The 18,458-nt window shown below is 44.6% G+C and carries 14 protein-coding genes; 9 read left to right on the forward strand and 5 right to left on the reverse strand.

From position 1 onward, the window contains the following. Positions 1-3 precede the first annotated feature (3 nt). From R7127_RS12825 to R7127_RS12860, 8 genes are all read left to right on the forward strand, one after another. Positions 4-1,176: a glycosyltransferase gene (locus R7127_RS12825; RefSeq protein ID WP_064376589.1), complete on the forward strand. Its 1,173-nt coding sequence runs from the start codon at positions 4-6 to the stop codon at positions 1,174-1,176. Then, positions 1,169-2,599 (forward strand): lipopolysaccharide biosynthesis protein, encoded by a 1,431-nt coding sequence (locus tag R7127_RS12830; RefSeq protein WP_064376588.1) that lies wholly within the window; start codon positions 1,169-1,171, stop codon positions 2,597-2,599. Before R7127_RS12825 ends, R7127_RS12830 begins: the two co-directional genes overlap by 8 nt. Next, on the forward strand, positions 2,596-3,960 hold the full coding sequence (locus R7127_RS12835; RefSeq protein WP_005377645.1) for an O-antigen ligase family protein: 1,365 nt from the start codon (positions 2,596-2,598) through the stop codon (positions 3,958-3,960). The genes R7127_RS12830 and R7127_RS12835 overlap by 4 nt, the downstream gene beginning before the upstream one ends. 115 nt (positions 3,961-4,075) lie before the next feature. Further along, positions 4,076-5,200 carry a glycosyltransferase gene (locus R7127_RS12840; protein WP_064376586.1) on the forward strand — a complete coding sequence of 375 codons (1,125 nt, stop codon included), beginning with the start codon at positions 4,076-4,078 and terminating at the stop codon, positions 5,198-5,200. Next, complete coding sequence (locus tag R7127_RS12845) at positions 5,197-6,630, forward strand: GumC family protein (protein ID WP_054579477.1); 1,434 nt, start codon at positions 5,197-5,199, stop codon at positions 6,628-6,630. Before R7127_RS12840 ends, R7127_RS12845 begins: the two co-directional genes overlap by 4 nt. A 221-nt stretch (positions 6,631-6,851) precedes the next feature. Beyond that, a complete protein-coding gene (locus R7127_RS12850; RefSeq protein ID WP_064376585.1) occupies positions 6,852-7,970 on the forward strand; it encodes a glycosyltransferase in 1,119 nt (372 codons plus the stop codon). After that, entirely contained in the window at positions 7,963-9,153 is a 1,191-nt protein-coding gene (locus tag R7127_RS12855) for a glycosyltransferase family 2 protein (RefSeq protein WP_064376584.1), read from the forward strand. Before R7127_RS12850 ends, R7127_RS12855 begins: the two co-directional genes overlap by 8 nt. Positions 9,154-9,163: 10 nt before the next feature. After that, the gene (locus R7127_RS12860) at positions 9,164-9,802 is read left to right on the forward strand and encodes a sugar transferase (RefSeq protein ID WP_005377654.1); all 639 of its coding nucleotides are present in this window, start codon (positions 9,164-9,166) and stop codon (positions 9,800-9,802) included. Between the two features lie 19 nt (positions 9,803-9,821). On the opposite strand, the gene R7127_RS12865 is transcribed toward R7127_RS12860, so the two are convergent. The 5 genes from R7127_RS12865 to hrpA all read right to left on the reverse strand — a co-directional run bounded on the left by R7127_RS12865 (position 9,822) and on the right by hrpA (position 17,644). After that, entirely contained in the window at positions 9,822-10,211 is a 390-nt protein-coding gene (locus R7127_RS12865; protein ID WP_053303090.1) for an AAA family ATPase, read from the reverse strand. Between the two features lie 126 nt (positions 10,212-10,337). Continuing rightward, positions 10,338-11,918, reverse strand: a complete 1,581-nt coding sequence (locus tag R7127_RS12870; RefSeq protein WP_005377659.1) for a BCCT family transporter — start codon at positions 11,916-11,918, stop codon at positions 10,338-10,340. Between the two features lie 362 nt (positions 11,919-12,280). Continuing rightward, positions 12,281-12,796, reverse strand: a complete 516-nt coding sequence (locus R7127_RS12875; protein WP_005377661.1) for an outer membrane beta-barrel protein — start codon at positions 12,794-12,796, stop codon at positions 12,281-12,283. Positions 12,797-12,995: 199 nt separating this feature from the next. Next, on the reverse strand, positions 12,996-13,475 hold the full coding sequence (locus R7127_RS12880; RefSeq protein WP_021033871.1) for an outer membrane beta-barrel protein: 480 nt from the start codon (positions 13,473-13,475) through the stop codon (positions 12,996-12,998). Between the two features lie 182 nt (positions 13,476-13,657). Then, complete coding sequence (gene hrpA / locus R7127_RS12885; RefSeq protein ID WP_206971435.1) at positions 13,658-17,644, reverse strand: ATP-dependent RNA helicase HrpA; 3,987 nt, start codon at positions 17,642-17,644, stop codon at positions 13,658-13,660. 185 nt (positions 17,645-17,829) lie between these two features. On the opposite strand from hrpA, the gene R7127_RS12890 reads away from it, so the two are divergent. Next, complete coding sequence (locus R7127_RS12890; RefSeq protein WP_172563274.1) at positions 17,830-18,414, forward strand: FMN-dependent NADH-azoreductase; 585 nt, start codon at positions 17,830-17,832, stop codon at positions 18,412-18,414. Positions 18,415-18,458 lie beyond the last annotated feature (44 nt).

Here is an 18,458-nt window from a genome sequence, read left to right on the forward strand (position 1 = left end):
GTCATGAAACGTGTATTGATGTTCGACGCCATCCCAATGCAAGGTGGATCCAAAATCGCGAATGCAGAGCTCCTTAAGCAGTGCGATAAGCTGAACGTGATTGGTTATCTACTCACTACAAATCCAGAGCATTGGGCGTCACTGCTTAGTGATACACCGCGTGTGCAAGTTATAAAAATAAAACCATCACCATTTAACTCGACTCATGGCCTGACCTACTGGTTGATGAACGCTTACTACTTTCTCCAACTTCTCTACGCGTGCATGAAGCTGCCAAAAATAGATAGCTTTTTGGGCCTATCTTGCCCAAGTAATGATATGCCTTTGTACTTACTACGATTAATTAGCAAAAAGCCTGTGGTACAGATGGTTCATGGTCCTATTGGACGATCGAGATCTGCTGGCTACTGCTTAGTAAAAGCATCGGCAATTTACTACTTGGCAAACACCCGCGAATCAATGGTAGAAGCATTACAGGCCTACCTCAAAACAGAGAAGCCAGCCACCGAACGTTATTGGTGTGGTTTGAATACATCTACGTTTGTTAATGGATTATCGAAAGATCGCTGGCCAAAACAAGCGAATCCGATTTCAAGCCGCGTTTTCTGGGCAGCTAGCTTACTAAAATGGAAGAACATCGATCTTTTGCTTGATGCTTTAACACTTGATGAGTCGAAAAAGATCAAATCCACCGTGTGTTACATCAAACCTAATGTGGCAGGTGTGGAATATTCAACACCGGACTTCAACACACAAGGTGTTGAATGGCATGAGTGCCCAAACAACTTAGATGAATTGCGTTCACAGTGTGGTGTGTTTGTTTCCACCAGTCTCAACGAACCTTTTGGGTTATCTATTTTGGAAGCTCTCGCTGCAGGTATGTGTGTCGTCATTCCACATGATGATAGTTATTGGGACCGCGTGTTAACTCACGGCCGAAATTGTATTAAATACACGCCTAACAATGTGGCTTCGTTACACAACGCAATTCGCCTTTTGAATGAATCGCCGTGGATGAAAGTAACGATGGGTATCGAAGCACTCAATGTTTCTCAACTATACACAGCCGAACGTTGTTATTTACCAATCGCCCAGTACCTCGCTAGCGAAATTGCTACCAACAATGATTGCACACTCAAGACACCGCAAGACATCAAAGGATATGATCATGTCTAAAGCAATGACCAACATGACGCTATTTGCTATCGCCTTAGTGATCAATAAAAGCATCAGCCTAATCATGCTGCCTGTATTGCCCCACTTTCTCTCACCAGAACAAATGGGCAAGCTTGAGCTTCTAACAACCTTTGGTGTTGTTACGACCTTATTCGTCAGTTTCGCTTTGCATGAAGCGCTTTATCGATTCGTCGGCGTTGAAAAGGATAAAAATACGCGCACAAGCCTACTAAACCAGCTGTACTCACTTGCTTTACTCATCGCTGGCGTCGTCGCTCTTAGCTTGCTCACTATCATTTTAATCGCCCCCATTCCCGCGCCTTTTACGCGAGTCGAATTTGCTATTGTTATGTTTGCCATCGTTCTAGAAGGCAGTATTGCAATCGGCACTGCCTGGTTAAGAACACAAGACGACAAAGCAAGAACTCTGCTTAACGTCATGGTCACTACCACCATTTTTCAGGTCATTTTTATCGTCGCGGCGCTGTCTGTTCATCCCCATGTTATTTCTGTTTTATGGGGGGGCTTGTTGGCTGCTATTACTCAATTTGTTTGGCTGCACATCGCTAACCATTACAACGTCACTCTTCCTAAGCTGACATTGGCAAAACAATACCTAAACTACTGCCTACCAATGATGATGGCCGGTTTAGTAGCATTTTGTCTCAATGGCGCTGAACGCTGGTTCATTGGTGCCAACACTTCTCTTGCGACGTTAGGGATTTACGCGATAGCGGTAAAATTTGCAGTGGGCATGTGTATTTTAGTGCAGCCGTTTGGCATGTGGTGGATGCCACGTCGATTTAACTACTTAGAAGGGCGCAAGAACACTGAAGCAGTGCGCATCACACACTTAGGTATGATTTACATTACAGGTTTGAGTGTAGTGGTTGGCACATTAGCAATGGTGATGATCACCCACTTACTGCCAGAAACCTATCATGAGGCGGTACTATTCAGCTTATTCTTGCTACCTATCGCCATGTTAAAAGAATGGAGCGAGCTGATTAACATCTCCATTTTGTACAAGCGTCGTACTCGCTGGCTACTGGGTATAAATGTCGTCTCTGCGTGCGTTGCGATTGCTTTGCTGTTTGGCTTATCTTCTCTGGGTATTTATGGTGTGTTCATTGCGCTTTATTACGCACAACTGTGTAAGCTGGGCCTGACTTATGTAGTAGGCCAACAATGTATGACGTTGCCTTTTCACCTAAGTCTGATGGTTTTATTACAGATTATATCCGGTGTGGCACTGTTCCTGCTTCACTCTTCACAATCAATAGGCATCGCCATCGCAATTTGCATTTTGACATGCAGTTTGCTGGCAGGGATAGCCACTCGCTACATGAGTAAAGAGACGCTCAATGCTCTCACTCGATACATAGTGAAACGGCGTGGACAGGTGAAGAGATACTCGTTATGAATGAAACCAAGGTGAGAACAAAACAGTCCATCGCAGCACTGACGATCACTGTCTGTATCGGCCTGCTTTGGATTGTTATGCCTCATCCCATTTTGATTGTTGCGTTGTGTTTCGCACCACTCGCGTTACTGTTTGTTCTCAATCAAACGTTTTGGCTTGTCACACTGTTCGTTATTTTTTCATTCTTTCGTATTCACGAAGCCTTTCCTGTTATCTATAACTTCAAGATCCCATTACTCTTATCACTGGGGGCACTCGCCGCACTCGCTTTTCACCTTCTTATAAGCCGCCAGATTACAGCTTTTTGGCACCCTTCATTAAAGTGGCTGTGTATATTTTGGGGTCTGGTGATCATCGGAATCATATTCGCTTCCAGTCGTGATATCGCAATAACGGTGTTCAAAAACACCTATTGGAAAATCATCATTATGACGTTGGCCATCACCTGGCTTATTACTAAACCTTCACAGCTCGCACAGATGTCAAAAGCAATTATTTTCGCCGGATTATTGATTGGCTTAGTGGCATTACAAAACGCTGCGAATGGCATTGATTTGGTTGAAGGGACGCGCGTGTCGATAGGACGATCCATAGGTTCAGTACTTGGCGATCCTAACGATTTGGCACTAGTGCTGATGTTTCCCCTTGCCTTTACCGTTAGTCAATTGATGGAGAAGCATTCCCCCAAGCATCTCAGGCTCTTTGCCCTTATCACCTGTTTGGTTTTGTTCTTTGCGATCATTGAGACGCAGAGCCGCGGGGGGTTACTAGGTTCACTGTCTGTATTTGCCTACTTTGCTTTTAAACACATCAAAAGCAAAACATTAGTCTTGGTATTAGGCGCTATCGCAGCGATCGTACTCTACGCATTCGCTGGTATTTCAGGACGAGAATCGGGGGGAGCCGCTGAGGATGGTATAGATGCCTCTGCGATGGGGCGACTTTATGCGTGGGAAGCGGCATTTAAAATGGCGCTGCATCACCCGTTGACTGGCGTAGGTCTAGATAACTTCTACTTTAATTACTATTTCTACAGCCCACACTGGGATGGTATCAACCACGCCGTCCATAGCACTTGGTTTGGCGTGTTAGCAGAAACGGGTTTTGTCGGGCTCGCGGTGTTCATTACTTTAATTGTGTCATTGATCCGCACCTCTTTGCATTCCATCTCATTGTTGACACCAAAATCAGATTACACCCTCTCTGTAGGAGCAAACGCCGTGTTAAGTGGGCTTATCGGTACCATCGTATCAGGCACTTTTCTGACTCAAGGTTTCACCTGGCCAATTTACATTCTAGCGGCATTAACAGTTGTCGTTAGCCGAATTGTTCAAAGTGACTGTCAAAATGAGAAATCCTAGTTTCAAACATAAACAAAACCCATAACTCACTGTTTTAAAATGGCTAATTCCTTGGCACGCATTGTGATTACTCACTTAATTAGTAATCAAATAACCAAGACTCAAGGAGAGCCACATGACGGACATCGTAGTATTTGGAGAAGATTTTGGTGGGTTACCCTCTTCCACTCAGCATATTGTCAAGCGACTAGCAGCGAACCATCGAATCCTTTGGGTGAACTCCATTGGCCTTCGTCAACCTAAGCTGGATTCTAAAGACATACAGCGTGCGTTAAACAAACTCACTCGTGTATTTCATAACGTAGGCTCACACAAGCCAACATTGGACTCTGAAACAAACCCAAACATTCACATCATCAACTTGCTCACCATTCCTGCCCCTAATTCTGCATTAGCAAGAAAAGTGGCCGCTAAGATGATGAAACACCAACTCAACAAACAATTACAAGCTCTTGGTTTTGATAAGCCTGTATTTTGGACGTCGCTCCCGACTGCTGCCGATGTTTGTGCAGAAATGAACCCACGTGGACTGATTTACTATTGTGGCGATGACTTTAGCGCTTTAGCTGGTGTTGACCACGACACGGTAACAAAGCACGAACGTACTCTTGTTAATGCGGCCAACGTTATCTTTACGGCAAGCGAAACACTCTCCACCAAGTTTCCATCACATAAAACCGTCACTTTGCCTCATGGTGTCAACGTTAGTCTGTTTTCTGAGCCAGCACCGAAGGCCAAAGACTTGCCTGACAACGGCCGCAAAGTGCTGGGCTTTTATGGTAGTTTGTCTGAATGGTTAGATTACGACTTAATTGCCCAAGTCGCAGACCAAGCGCCTGACTGGGATCTCGTGTTCATCGGCCCTAACGAGTTCAGTGATAATCCACTTCCACAAAGATGCAACGTATACTACCTGGGCCCGAGAGCGCATCACACTCTGCCACGTTACTCCCAACACTGGGATGCCAGTTGGTTGCCCTTTGTTAGTAACGCTCAAATCAAAGCGTGTAACCCCCTCAAGCTTCTTGAGTACTTGGCAACAGGAACCCCTGTTATCAGCACACCATTTCCTGCATTAATGCCCTACAAACATATGCTTCATGTGGTTCAAGATGTCGAAGACGTGCGTGCCAGTCTCGATCACCTCTTACCTCCACCGACAGATTCAAAGTCATTTGTTCAACAGCAAAGCTGGGAAGCAAGAGCCAACCAAGTTGAGAAATTAGTGAGGACGCTATGAACGATTTGAGAGAGAACCTTAGTGTATTACTACATGGCGCTTGGCGACGTCGTTACATGATCGTTATACCAATGCTTGTCTTACCGGTGCTGGGTTTCATCATAAGTAAGCTGGTTCCGACGACTTATGTTGCTCATACCAGCATGCTTATTCAAGAGACAGCGAAAATGAACCCGTTCCTTCAAGACCTTGCCGTCTCAACAATGCTTAAAGACCGATTGAGCGCACTCAGTACTCTGCTAAAAAGCCGACACGTTTTGTATTCTGTCGCAAAAGAACAATCGTTGATCAATGACGAGATGAGTGCAAAAGAGCAAGAGTTCATCATAAAAGATCTCGCGTCGCGCCTGTCTGTTCAGCCACTCGGTAAAGACTTCATTCAAATTCAATTGCAAAGTGGTAAATCAGAAGGAATGGAGTCGATGCTGCTGTCTGTCAGAGAGCATTTTGTCGAACAACTTTTGGCACCTGAGCGTTCTTCGATTAAAGATTCGAGCCATTTTTTGACTATCCATATCAACAAACGCAGGGAAGAACTAGACAAGGCTGAACAAGCTTTTGCAGAGTATAAAAATACTTACTCAGACGCGACACCCGAAATGCAAGCTCAAAGCCTTACTCGCCTTGCTAGCCTCAAACAAACGCTAGCCGAAAAGGAGGCGGAGCTTGCTGGTGTTTCACGAAGTCTAGGCAGTTTGGATCAACAACTATCCAAAACGAACCCGGTTATCGGTAAACTGGAAGAGCAAATCATCGACATTCGTAGTGAACTTACCCTGCTTCGCGCTAAATACACAGAGGCGCATAGTTTAGTGCAAGGTAAGTTGCGAGAATTAAACCGGTTGGAGCAGGAACGCTCGGTACTCTTGAACTCTAAACAACCAGAACTAAACAGTGCTCAACTATGGGATATCGCGAGCAATACCACAGTAAACAGTCTTGGCGAAGCACAGCCTCTACTTGTCTCCCAACTACATCAATTACAAATGATGCGCGGACGTTTTGAAGCACTTACGGAAGAAACCAACAGCTTGCGAGACATGATCCAAGAATTAGAGCGAAATGCGCACCAATTTGGGAGCACAGCAACAGAAATCAACCGCTTAGCTCGTGACGTCGCAGTGAAGAGAGAAATGTATGATGAACTCGTCGAACGCTATGAGATGGCCCAACTAACGGGTTCTTTGGGAGAGTTTGAAGAGAATAAGCGCGTAAAAATCATTGATGAACCGTTCACGCCAACGATTCCAACTAACTTACCTAGTTTTGTATTTGTCATTTTAGGATTTATTGGTGGCGCTGGTTTAGGCATTGGATTAGCGACGATACTAGAGTTAGCCGATAACTCTATCCGCTCTAAAAGAGCATTAGAAAAACACCTTGGTGTTCCTGTCATCACCACTTTACCCAACGTAGTGTACGGAAACTAACCGCCATAAGAACTCATTTACAAGCACTCGGTCGGCGAGTGCTTTTCTTTTACTACTGCCTTATACAGCCTCATAGCATGTCCACTAATATGAATCTCAAATTGAGAATAAACATAAATCCTCACAAACATCAATATTAACTTATTGTTTTTAAATGATTAATTTTTTGGCACGCAGTCTGCAATTCCTAAATAAACAAAGAACTCAACGAGGGTTTGAAAATGGAATTCAGACAAAAACACAATAACACTAAGCACAGCAAAAAAGTGATATTACACGTCGTGCAACACTTAGCTCCTGGTGGTTTAGAAACGCTCGTACTAGAAATGCTTCGTTTTGCGCAGCCCAACCATTCCGTTTTTGTCGTGAGCTTAGAAGGAAGCAAAGAACATGCACTACAAGGCTGGCAAAAACTGTTGCCCTACCAAGGCCAACTACACTTTCTTAATAAAAGACCTGGATTCAGCGGGAAGACCATCGCTACGCTGACTTCAATGATAAAAAGAATGCGACCAGACGTGGTCCACACCCATCATATCGGCCCACTTCTGTATGGTGGTATTGCTGCACGTTTAGCGCACGTACCTGTAGTGATTCATACCGAGCACGACGCATGGCACCTTAATAACAAAAAATCAGCTCAACTACAGTCCCTTTTGCTAACGATGATTCGCCCGCAAGTGGTTGCCGATGCTAACTTTGTCGCCCATCAAATACAGACTAAGTTAAAGTATCGCAAAGTTTGTACTATCCATAACGGGGTTGACTGTCAGAAGTTTAAAAGCGGTGACCAAACGGCAACAAGACACTTGTTTGAACTTCCAACCGACAAAATCGTGATTGGCGTTGCCGGGCGTCTAGAAGCAGTTAAAGGCCATAAAGCGCTTATCGAAGCCTTCTCTCATCTTACGCCAAACACACACCTAGCCATTGCTGGAGATGGTTCTCAGCGAGCTCAATTGGAAGCACAAGTTAGAACGTTAAAACTTGAGGATCGCGTTACCTTTTTAGGCTTGGTCGACGATATGCCCAGCTTTTACCAAAGCCTCGATTTATTTTGTTTACCGTCGCTTCAAGAGGGTTTCCCCCTCTCAACACTAGAAGCTCAAGCATGTGACGTTCCTTGTGTCGCAACCGATGTTGGTGGCGTGAAAGAGACACTCTGTCCGAACAACAGCACACTGGTTGAAGCAAATCGTGTGTTTTCGTTGGCCGAAGCGTTATCACATCAAATGGAATCATCACACCATTCTCCTCGAACTTTTATTCTCAAACACTTTGATATCAGAGACATGGTGAGTCGCTACTCACGTTTGGCCAAGGAGGCTAGCTATGAATGATTTACTTTGGATTATAGGGTTTGGTTTATCCGCGTTTTTGATTGTCTATCATCACGTTGGGTACCCACTGCTCCTTAAGTGGCTTCCTTTAAAACAGCAAGACGAAACCAAAGCACCATTTGTAGAGCGAGCTTACAAAGCCTCCAAAACAGACAGCCAGCTACCCTCTATTACTGTCATCGTGCCCGCCTACAATGAAGAACAATGGATAGCAGAGAAGATCCGTAACCTTGCGAGCCTAGACTACCCGAGGGATAAATTAAGAGTAGTGATCGCATGTGATGGCTGCACAGATAACACAGCCGAGATTGCTCAAGCGACAATTCAAGAAGCAATCTGCTCTGATACTCTGTTCATTATTAATGATCACCAAGTCAATCGCGGTAAAGTTGCCCTACTCAACGAAGAAATGCGTCATGTTAGCTCGGACATTACCGCACTGAGTGACACGTCGGCATTGATTTCTTGCGATTCTCTATTGCTAGCTAGTCAGCATTATCAAAATGAGAACGTTGGAGTGGTTAACGCAACATATCAAATAATGAGCACTGATAACCAAGGTGAAGCGGCGTATTGGCAATACCAGTCTCGAGTAAAGCACCAAGAATCTTTGTTAGGTTCAACGATTGGTTCCCACGGTGCGTTTTACACTTTCAGAACTCACTTATTTGAACCACTGGAAGTTAGCACCATTAATGACGACTTTATTCTCCCTATGAGAATCGTTTTGCGAGGCTATAGCGCTATTTACGAGCCAAACATGCTGGCTCTTGAACTAGAACAGAGCTCAGACAACGCAGATTTCAAGCGGCGCCTAAGAATTTCAGCGGGTAACATGCAGCAGCTCATGCAATTAAAGAAATTACTGCTACCTCGTTATCGTGGCACTGCCTTTGCATTTCTATCGGGAAAGGTTCTGCGCTTAGCAACACCCTATTTGATGATTGTTTGCTTTATTTGCTCACTACTACTGGCACACAATCCACTGTTTCAAGTAATGCTGTTCGCACAAGTTGGTATTTACAGCATCGCGCTTATTACTTACTTAATGCCAGCACTTAACACTATTAAACCTTTTAAGCTGATTAGCTACATCGTCATTGGTCATCTCGCCAACTTTATCGGCGGTATGAAGTATTTGCTCGGAATGGAAAATGGACGTTGGAAACGCGTCAACCAATAAGGAAAGCATCATGAAAAACTCACGCTACGATTCAAATGTATGCCACGCGAAAAGAACGTTTGATGTACTGGTTGCAATGCTTATTTTGGTCGTCACTGCACCACTTTTCCCATTTATCGCGCTAGCGATCAAAACCACATCGAAAGGCCCTGTGATTTATCGCCAATTGCGAGTAGGACGCTGCACACCAGAAAAAATGGATCTTTTTCAAATCATGAAGTTTCGCACCATGTATATTGATGCAGAGCAACGCTCTGGCGCAGTATGGGCAACTGAAAATGATCCCCGCATCACGCCAGTAGGACGCTTTTTACGCAAAACACGTTTAGATGAACTACCTCAACTGTTTAATGTGTTGAGAGGTGAAATGTCGATGATTGGGCCGCGCCCAGAACGCCCAGCTTTCTACCAGAAATTGGAAGATGAAATCCCCTATTTTGTAGAGCGCACATATGGCGTGTTACCAGGTATCACAGGCTTAGCTCAGGTTAACCAAGGCTATGATGCATGCATTGAGGATGTAAGACGCAAAGTTGGGTTTGACCACAGTTACGCACTAAGCTTAGGTTCGTTTTACTCTTGGATTTCAATGGACCTTTCAATCATGAGCAAAACATTCGTTGTGATGATTGACGGACGAGGTCAATAACTTCCGGTTCTGGTAACGGTCACTCTTGCCACTGGCGGCGCATCTTTTCTATCGTCGCTGGTGGCACATCATGAATGCTTTGATACGCTCCGTGGCACACTTTAATTTCCACCTCGATGCGCTTCTTCATGCAGTAGTCCATGTAACGCTTCATCTCCCAATGTCGAACAAACGTATTGCTCACAATCACAACTTTCCCTCTGTTCAACCACTTTCTAGTTTGCTGAAAACACCACTCATGCGCTTGAGGTAATTGAACTGGTTCAAAGTGATAATCACCTTCATCATTTTCAAAATACATGTCAGCTTCAAAATGCTTAGCACCAAGATCTATTGCCAATTGTTTTGCTAAGGTTGTTTTACCTGAACCCGGAAGTCCACGAATAAGAATGAGTTTAGCCAGTGACATAATACAGTTTAATGAGGTGGGAATAAGCCTAAACTGTAACGAAATTATTGGAAAAGAAAAGTAGAAATAAAAAATGCCGAGCACATTAGGCTCGGCATTTAAACTCAATCATGGATCGTGTTGTATTTATTTGTAAGCTGGCAGTTCTGTTCTTAACCCTTTCACCAAACTTACGCACATCAACAGCAGAACAAAAGTAAACGGTAACCCTGTTGCAACAACGCCTGATTGCAATGCTTGCAAGGCTTCTTTACCACCAACCCACAGCATTACGGCTGCAATTGCGCCTTCAATACACGCCCAGAAAATGCGTTGCGGTACTGGTGCATCAATCTTACCACCGGCGGTAATACTATCGATAACCAGCGAGCCAGAGTCTGACGATGTAATAAAGAATACCAGAATCAGCACGATAGAAAGCATTGAAATCACTGAGCTATACGGAAGCGCATCGTAAACATGGAACAGAGTCAATGAAATATCAGTTAGGCCATTTGCACCTAGCTCACCAACTTTATTCACCACTTGGTCAAGCGCGATACCACCAAACACAGACATCCAAATCAAAGTAACAACTGTAGGAATAACGATGACTGCGAATAAGAATTCTCGAACCGTACGACCTTTAGACACACGCGCGATAAACATACCAACAAACGGTGACCAAGATACCCACCAAGCCCAGTAGAATACCGTCCAGCCGTGCATCCAAGTTTCATCTTCACGACCGTGAGGGTTACTCAATGGAATAATATTTTCAATGTAAGCCATTGTTGTGTCGCGTAGCGAGCTCCACGCCGTATCAAACGTGATGAAGGTAATGAAAATAAGCAGCGCAAACGCAACCACCATATTGACGTTACTCAGTAGCTTAACACCACCATCAATACCACGAATCACTGATAGCACCGCGATAAAGGTAACGAAGGTGATCACAATCATTTGTGTACCAATGCCGCCTTCTAGACCAAAGACATGGTTAATACCACTGGTCGCCTGCTGAGCACCTAGACCTAGCGACGTTGCAAGACCAAATAGCGTCGACAAAACGGCAAGGATATCAATAACGTGACCTAACCAACCCCATGCACGGTCACCAAAAATTGGATAGAACGCCGCGCGCAATGAAAGTGGTAAACCTTTGTTAAAGGCAAAAAACGCTAATGCTAGTGCAACGAGTGCGTAAATACTCCAACCATGTACACCCCAGTGGAACATAGTGGCACCCATCGCGAGGGATTTTGCTTCTTCGGTGTATGGTACTGCGTTAAGTGGCATTCCCCACCAATCAGTGAAATACGCGGTCGGCTCAGCCACACTCCAGAACAGAAGACCAATACCCATACCCGCGGCGAAAAGCATCGACAACCAAGAAACGGTTGAGTGATCCGGCGTTGCTTCTTTGCCTCCTAAGCGGATTTTACCTAGCGGAGAAAAAAGAAGAGCAACGGCGAACAATAAGAAGAAGTTTGTCGACCACATAAAGAACGCATCAAACTGTTCGATAATTCCGTTTTTTAGACCGTTTAATACGTCACGAGCAGTGGTTGGCTCAACAAGAAGAAGTGAAATCAGGCAGAAAACAACGAGCCCCGCACTAATGCCAAAAACCGGGTTATGTATATCGAATCCCCACTTTTGAACGTTATCCTGTCCAACCTGATAATCGGTTGTATCAATACTATATTTTTTAAATGCATTATCCATAAATACAAATTTAACGTGAATTTGAAACGCCCCTCAGGTGAGAAGAACTCCAATACCGCCCTCCATTAATTTGAACTCTAAAGTTTTAAAGCGGGACGAATTTTAGCAGCAATCACATATTTTTGCAAAAAGTCGTGATTTATTGCATTTTAAGCTCAATTCAAGACAGATGAAGGGGAAATAATATCAACACAAAAATTATGAGGTCTAACGATTGATTTTGTCGTAGGTTGTAGACTAGAAAAGACACAAGAAATACTTAAGTTCATAGCCAGTCACTGCGCAAATAGAGAAGACCTGCGCTGATTTGGTTTCACAATTAACGACGAAACCAAATCAGCAAACCTTTCATCCAGCGAGCGTTATAAGAAATGGAAGGTGATGTTCCCTGTTACGCTGCTAACGGTATCGCTATCGCCTTCAATATCCACGCCAAACGCTTGATAACTCGCGCCCACAGACACATTGTCAAGCAAGAAGTATTCGGCACCAACACCATACATGTAAGAGACGCCATCATCTTTGTCTAAGTTTCTCAGTCCGCCGTCATAATCAACGTTGAATGCATTGATGCCGCCTTTTGCGTAAACGTGTAACGGGCCGAAGTCGATACTAGGTTTCGCCGCTAAATAGAATGAATCAAAATCAGCACTACCCCTGCTGCCACTCAAAGATAAATCCACTTTGCCGTGGTTAAAGTAGCCTGCTTCAATGCCAATGAATGGCAAAATACCAGTACCGACATGAATACCATAAGTTGTATCATTTTCGCTGTCGATATCGGACTGACCAATTTGACCACCAGCGTAAATCCAAGAGTCAGCCATTGCTGACGTTGAGCACAACGTTAGAGCGAATAACGAGAGTGTTTTTTTCATACTATCCCTTCCTGATCGATTCCTAAGCGAAACATTACGCAAATATGCGCATTTAATCGCCACTATATATTGGAAAGCATAGGCATTTTAAGACTCTAAAAGTGAATAATTTATGTTCAACTTTTGTTTTGTGACTTCCAGACAAAAAAACACCGACATAAAGCCGGTGTGTTTCATATGGTGTTAGAAAGCTTGACGCTTATAGGAAATGTAGTGTTGCGTTAACAGAGAACGTGCTGATATCGTCTTTACCAGCAGTGTAGTTCATGTAGCTAGCACCAACAGACATTGGGCCAAAAATGAAGTACTCAGCACCCACACCGTACATTAGGTCCAAATCGTCATCGTCTTTGCCGCCTTTCACTTTTTTGTCCCACTGATGGAAACCACCTTTTGCGTACACGTGTAGCGGACCGAAGTCGATGCTTGGCTTAAGTGCTGCGTAGTAAGAAGTTAGCTTAGTGTCTTGACCATTTACGTTGAACTCACCGTGTTGTGTTACACCAGCTTCAACACCAATGATAGGTAGAATGCCTGTACCAACGTGAACAGAGTATGATGTGTCCGTTTCACCTTTGTAGTCAGACTGACCTACTGTTGCACCACCGTAAATCCAAGAATCCGCCATTGCCGCAGAAGATGCGCCAAGTAGCGCCACTGCTAATAGAGTTTTTTTCATCATCTACCTTTACTCTTTATTATTCCCACGTCTGCATAACTCAGTCGTTGGTACTACAAATAAAGGGAGGCGAACTATTGCCTCCCAGAACTAAAAAATAATGCTTATTGAGTTACTAGCAATTAGTGTACCAGCAACTTCTTAAGCGATAATTACAAATCTGACACTATTTTACTGGTTGATTAGCAAGCATCAATCGCGTTTTTGACTCGTTTATCAGAAACAGGATAAGGAGTGCCTAATTGTTGAGCAAAGTAACTCACGCGAAGTTCTTCAATCATCCAACGCACTTCTTTTACATTTTCAGGAATGGCCACACCTTTCGGGATCTTGTTCAGCAACTCTTTATAGTCTTGAGTCACAGATTCAATCTTCAGCATATGTAAACGATCTTTGTTTGGATCGATTGGCAACTTCTCCATACGGCGCTCTATCGCGCGCATGTAGCGAAGAATATCCGGCAAGCGCTTCCAGCCACATTCCGTTGCAAAGCCTTTGAAGATCAAGCCTTCAATTTGTGCTTTGATATCGGACAGAGCAAACGCCATTGTGAAGTCGATCTTGCCTTTTAGCTTCTTATTGATGCTAAACGCCGTGGTCAGAATAGTCTCAACCTGTTGAGCGATCTCTACAACGGTGTCACCCAATTCAGCACGAACGTGTTCTTTCAACGCTTCGAACTTCTCTGGCTCCCAAACTAAACCACCCTGCTCTTCAATAAGCTTATCGACACCGCAGGCAATGCAGTCATCTATCAGATCAAGCACCTTGCCGTAAGGGTTAAAATACAACCCCAACTTCGATTTGTTCGGTAAGTTAGCGTGCAAATATTTAATTGGAGACGGTACATTCAACAAAATCAAACGACGCTGGCCAGCGCGCATTGCGGTGATCTGCTCAAATTCGGTTTCGTAGAGTTTGATTTCAACGCTGTCTTTGCTATCAACAAGCGCCGGATACGCTTTTACATCGTAGCCGCCACGTTTTTGTTGATACACTTTCGGCAATTCGCCAAAACTCCACGTATGCAGACCTTGCTGTTCGATATCGTCATCCGCAACTTTGGAAAGCGTTTCTTGAACTTTGTCTTTCAAACTTTCTTTCAGTTCATGAAGGTCTTTATGTTCCTTCAGTTTACGATTTCGATGATCAACCGCGCGGAACGTGACTTTCAAGTGCTCAGGTACTTGTTCCAAGTTCCAGTCTTCACGCAGTACCTCTACGCCCGTCATGCGTCGCAACTCTTTCTCTAATGAATCTAGCAGCGGCGCTTCCATTGGCGTGACACGTGCTAAGAATGCATCGGCATAGTTTGGCGCAGGCACAAAGTTCTTACGAATTGTCTTTGGCAACGATTTAATCAAGCTAACCACAAGCTCATGGCGTAAACCTGGGATCTGCCAATCAAAACCCGCTGGTTCAACTTGGTTTAAAATCGGCAACGGCAAATGCACTGTGACACCGTCACTATCATCGCCTGGTTCAAATTGGTAACTCAATTTGAGCTTCAAACCATTTTGATGCCAGAAGTTCGGGTAATCCAAATCGGTCACATGGCTAGCATCACCCTTGAACAGCATCTCTTTTTCAAAGTTCAGCAGTTCCGGATTTTCTTTAGATGCCTTTTTCCACCACGTATCGAAGTGTTTGCCAGAAACGACTTCAGTACCAACACGTTGGTCATAGAAATCAAACAGCTCATCATCATCCACCAAGATGTCACGACGACGAGATTTATGCTCAAGCTCTTCCACTTCTTGCAGAAGCTTACGGTTTTGCTTAAAGAACGCGTGTTTGGTTTCCCATTCCCCCTCAACCAATGCACTACGAATGAAGATTTCGCGACTTACGGTCGAATCGATACTGCCGTAGTTGACCAAGCGTTTCGGTACGATTGGTACGCCGTAAAGCATCACTTTTTCGTGCGCCATCACCGCAGCGCGTTTCTTCGACCAATGTGGTTCGCTGTAACTACGTTTAATAAGGTGTTTAGCTAACGGTTCAATCCATTCTGGCTGAATCTTTGCGATGATACGACCCCAAAGTTTTGAGGTTTCCACCAACTCAGCAGACATGATCCACTTAGGCTGTTTCTTGAATAGACCTGATGCAGGGAAGATATGGAAACGAGCATTACGCGCGCCTTGATATTCATTCTTTTCTTGGTCTTTCATGCCGATGTGCGACAGCAAACCAACCAAAATGGCACTGTGTACGCCATGGTAAGAAGCGGGCTCGTCGTTAAGCTTGAATTCCATCTCACGCATCGACTGATGAATTTGGAAGTACACATCTTGCCACTCGCGAACGCGCAAGTAGTTCAAATAGTCTTGCTTACACTGTTTGCGGAACTGATTGCTAGACAAGGCTTTTTGCTGCTTTTGGATGTATTCCCACAAATTCACAAATGTCAGGAAGTCCGACTCTTCATGGAAGAAGCGACGATGTTTATCGTCTGACGATTGTTGTTTGTCTGAAGGACGTTCGCGTGGATCTTGAATCGACAAGGCAGCTGCGATGATCATCACTTCTTTAAGCGCACCATATTTTGGCGCTTCCAATACCATACGCGCCAAGCGCGGATCGATTGGCAAACGCGCTAATTGGCGACCAATGGAAGTCAGGCGTTTTTTCGGATCTTTTACCTCAGAGTTAATCGCACCAAGCTCTTCCAGCAAACGCACGCCGTCTTGGATGTTACGTTTATCCGGTGCTTCCACAAACGGAAACGCTTGAATATCACCCAAACCAAGTGCCGTCATTTGCAAGATAACCGACGCTAGATTGGTACGCAGGATTTCAGGATCAGTAAACTCTGGGCGTGACTCAAAATCTTCCTCTGAGTACAGACGAATGCAAATACCCTCTTCCACACGACCACAACGACCTTTACGCTGGTTCGCACTCGCCTGAGAAACTGGCTCAATTGGAAGACGCTGAACCTTAGTACGGTAACTGTATCGACTGATACGCGCCGTACCCGGGTCGATAACGTACTTAATACCCGGAACAGTTAGCGAGGTTTCTGCCACGTTGGTTGCCAGTACAATTCGGCGACCAGTATGAGGTTGGAAAATCTTATTCTGCTCACCTGCCGACAAACGCGCGTAAAGCGGCACAATTTCCGTGCTCTTCAGATTACGTTTGGACAATGCATCTGCGGTATCACGGATTTCACGTTCACCATTCATGAAAATCAGGATGTCACCTAAACCTTCATCGCACAGTTCATCTACCGCTTCGAAGATGCCTTCAAGCTGGTCACGATCATTGTCGTCATCACCGCTTAGTGGGCGGTAACGTGTTTCTACCGGGTAAGTACGACCCGATACTTCAATGATTGGTGCATTGTTGAAGTGTTTTGAGAAGCGTTCTGGGTCGATGGTTGCCGACGTGATGATCACTTTCAAATCAGGACGACGTGGCAGCAACTCTTTCAAGTAACCCAAGATGAAATCGATGTTGAGGCTGCGCTCGTGCGCTTCATCGATAATGATGGTGTCGTATTGATTCAAGAAACGGTCATGCTGAATTTCAGCCAACAAGATACCGTCCGTCATCAATTTGATTTGGGTATTTTCAGAGATCTGATCGTTGAATCGAACCTTGTAACCAACAAACTCACCAAGCTTGGTTTCCATCTCTTCGGCAATACGGTTAGCAACCGAACGCGCTGCAAGACGACGAGGCTGAGTATGACCAATCAGACCAAATTTACCGCGACCAAGCTCAGCACAGATTTTTGGTAGCTGAGTGGTTTTACCAGAACCGGTTTCACCCGCGACGATAACCACTTGGTTTTCTTCGATCGCTTTCGCAATATCGTCACGTTTTTGGCTTACAGGCAGGATTTCTGGGTACTCAATCGTTGGTTTGTAGTTGCTGCGCTGCTCTGCAACCATCATGGATTTTGCGATGTCTAATGCGATTTCGTCGAACACAGCATTACGCGCTGCGTCCTTCTTAATTTTGCTTGCACCAGAAATACGTTTACTCAAGCGGAAACGGTCGCGCATCATGCACTGATTCAGCGCTTTACGCAGAGATGCAGCACTATTCACTTGAGCCTGAGGTGTTTGAGCTTGTTTCGCTGTCGCTTTTTGCGCACCATTTGACGGTGTCGCTTGCTCTTCAGCTAGATTCTTTTTTGGGGGCTGTGACGAAGTCAAAGCGTTTCCTATTCTTTTCATTACAAAAACTGCGCGGATTGTATCACACAAGATCTGTAACAAGATAACCGAAAGCTCATTCAATTTTTTCGAACATGTTCAGCGAATCGCTAGGCTTTTGAACTCACTTACGTTGCTTATAATGGCTCCCATAGTCGAAAGCACTTATTTAAGGAATAACCATTATGTCTCGTGTACTAGCTCTAAAATCAAGCATCCTTGGCGATTACTCTCAATCAAACAAATTGGTTGAAGACTTCATCAAAAATGTAGACCAAGACAAGCTTACTGTTCGTGATTTGGCTGCAAACCCGCTACCTGTTTTGGACTTCGCCGTTGCGACTGCACTGCGCGCTACGGAAGATCTTTCACAAGAACAGCAAGCGGTAGTCGACTTGTCTGACACCCTTATTGAAGAAGTAAAGGCCACAGACACTTTGGTTATTGCCGCTCCAATGTACAACTTCACCATCCCGACTCAGCTTAAAAACTGGATTGATTTGATTGCTCGTGCAGGCGTGACATTCAAATACACAGAAAACGGTGTTCAAGGTTTGATTGAAGGTAAAAAGGCGATTGTAGTAACGACTCGTGGTGGTATTCATAAAGATTCACCAACTGACAACGTTACGCCGTACCTACGCACTGTACTGGGTTTTGTAGGAATCACTGATGTGGAATTTGTTTACGCAGAAGCGCTAAACATGGGTGAAGATGCAGCTGCAAAAGGCATTTCAGAAGCGCAAAGCCAACTTGCAACAATGGCGTAAGTTAGAATAAACCAGAATACAAAAGGGATTGGTTCGCGCCAATC

The sequence above is a fragment of the Vibrio sp. 1159 genome, from assembly GCF_033340395.1.
Taxonomy (GTDB): domain Bacteria; phylum Pseudomonadota; class Gammaproteobacteria; order Enterobacterales; family Vibrionaceae; genus Vibrio; species Vibrio alginolyticus.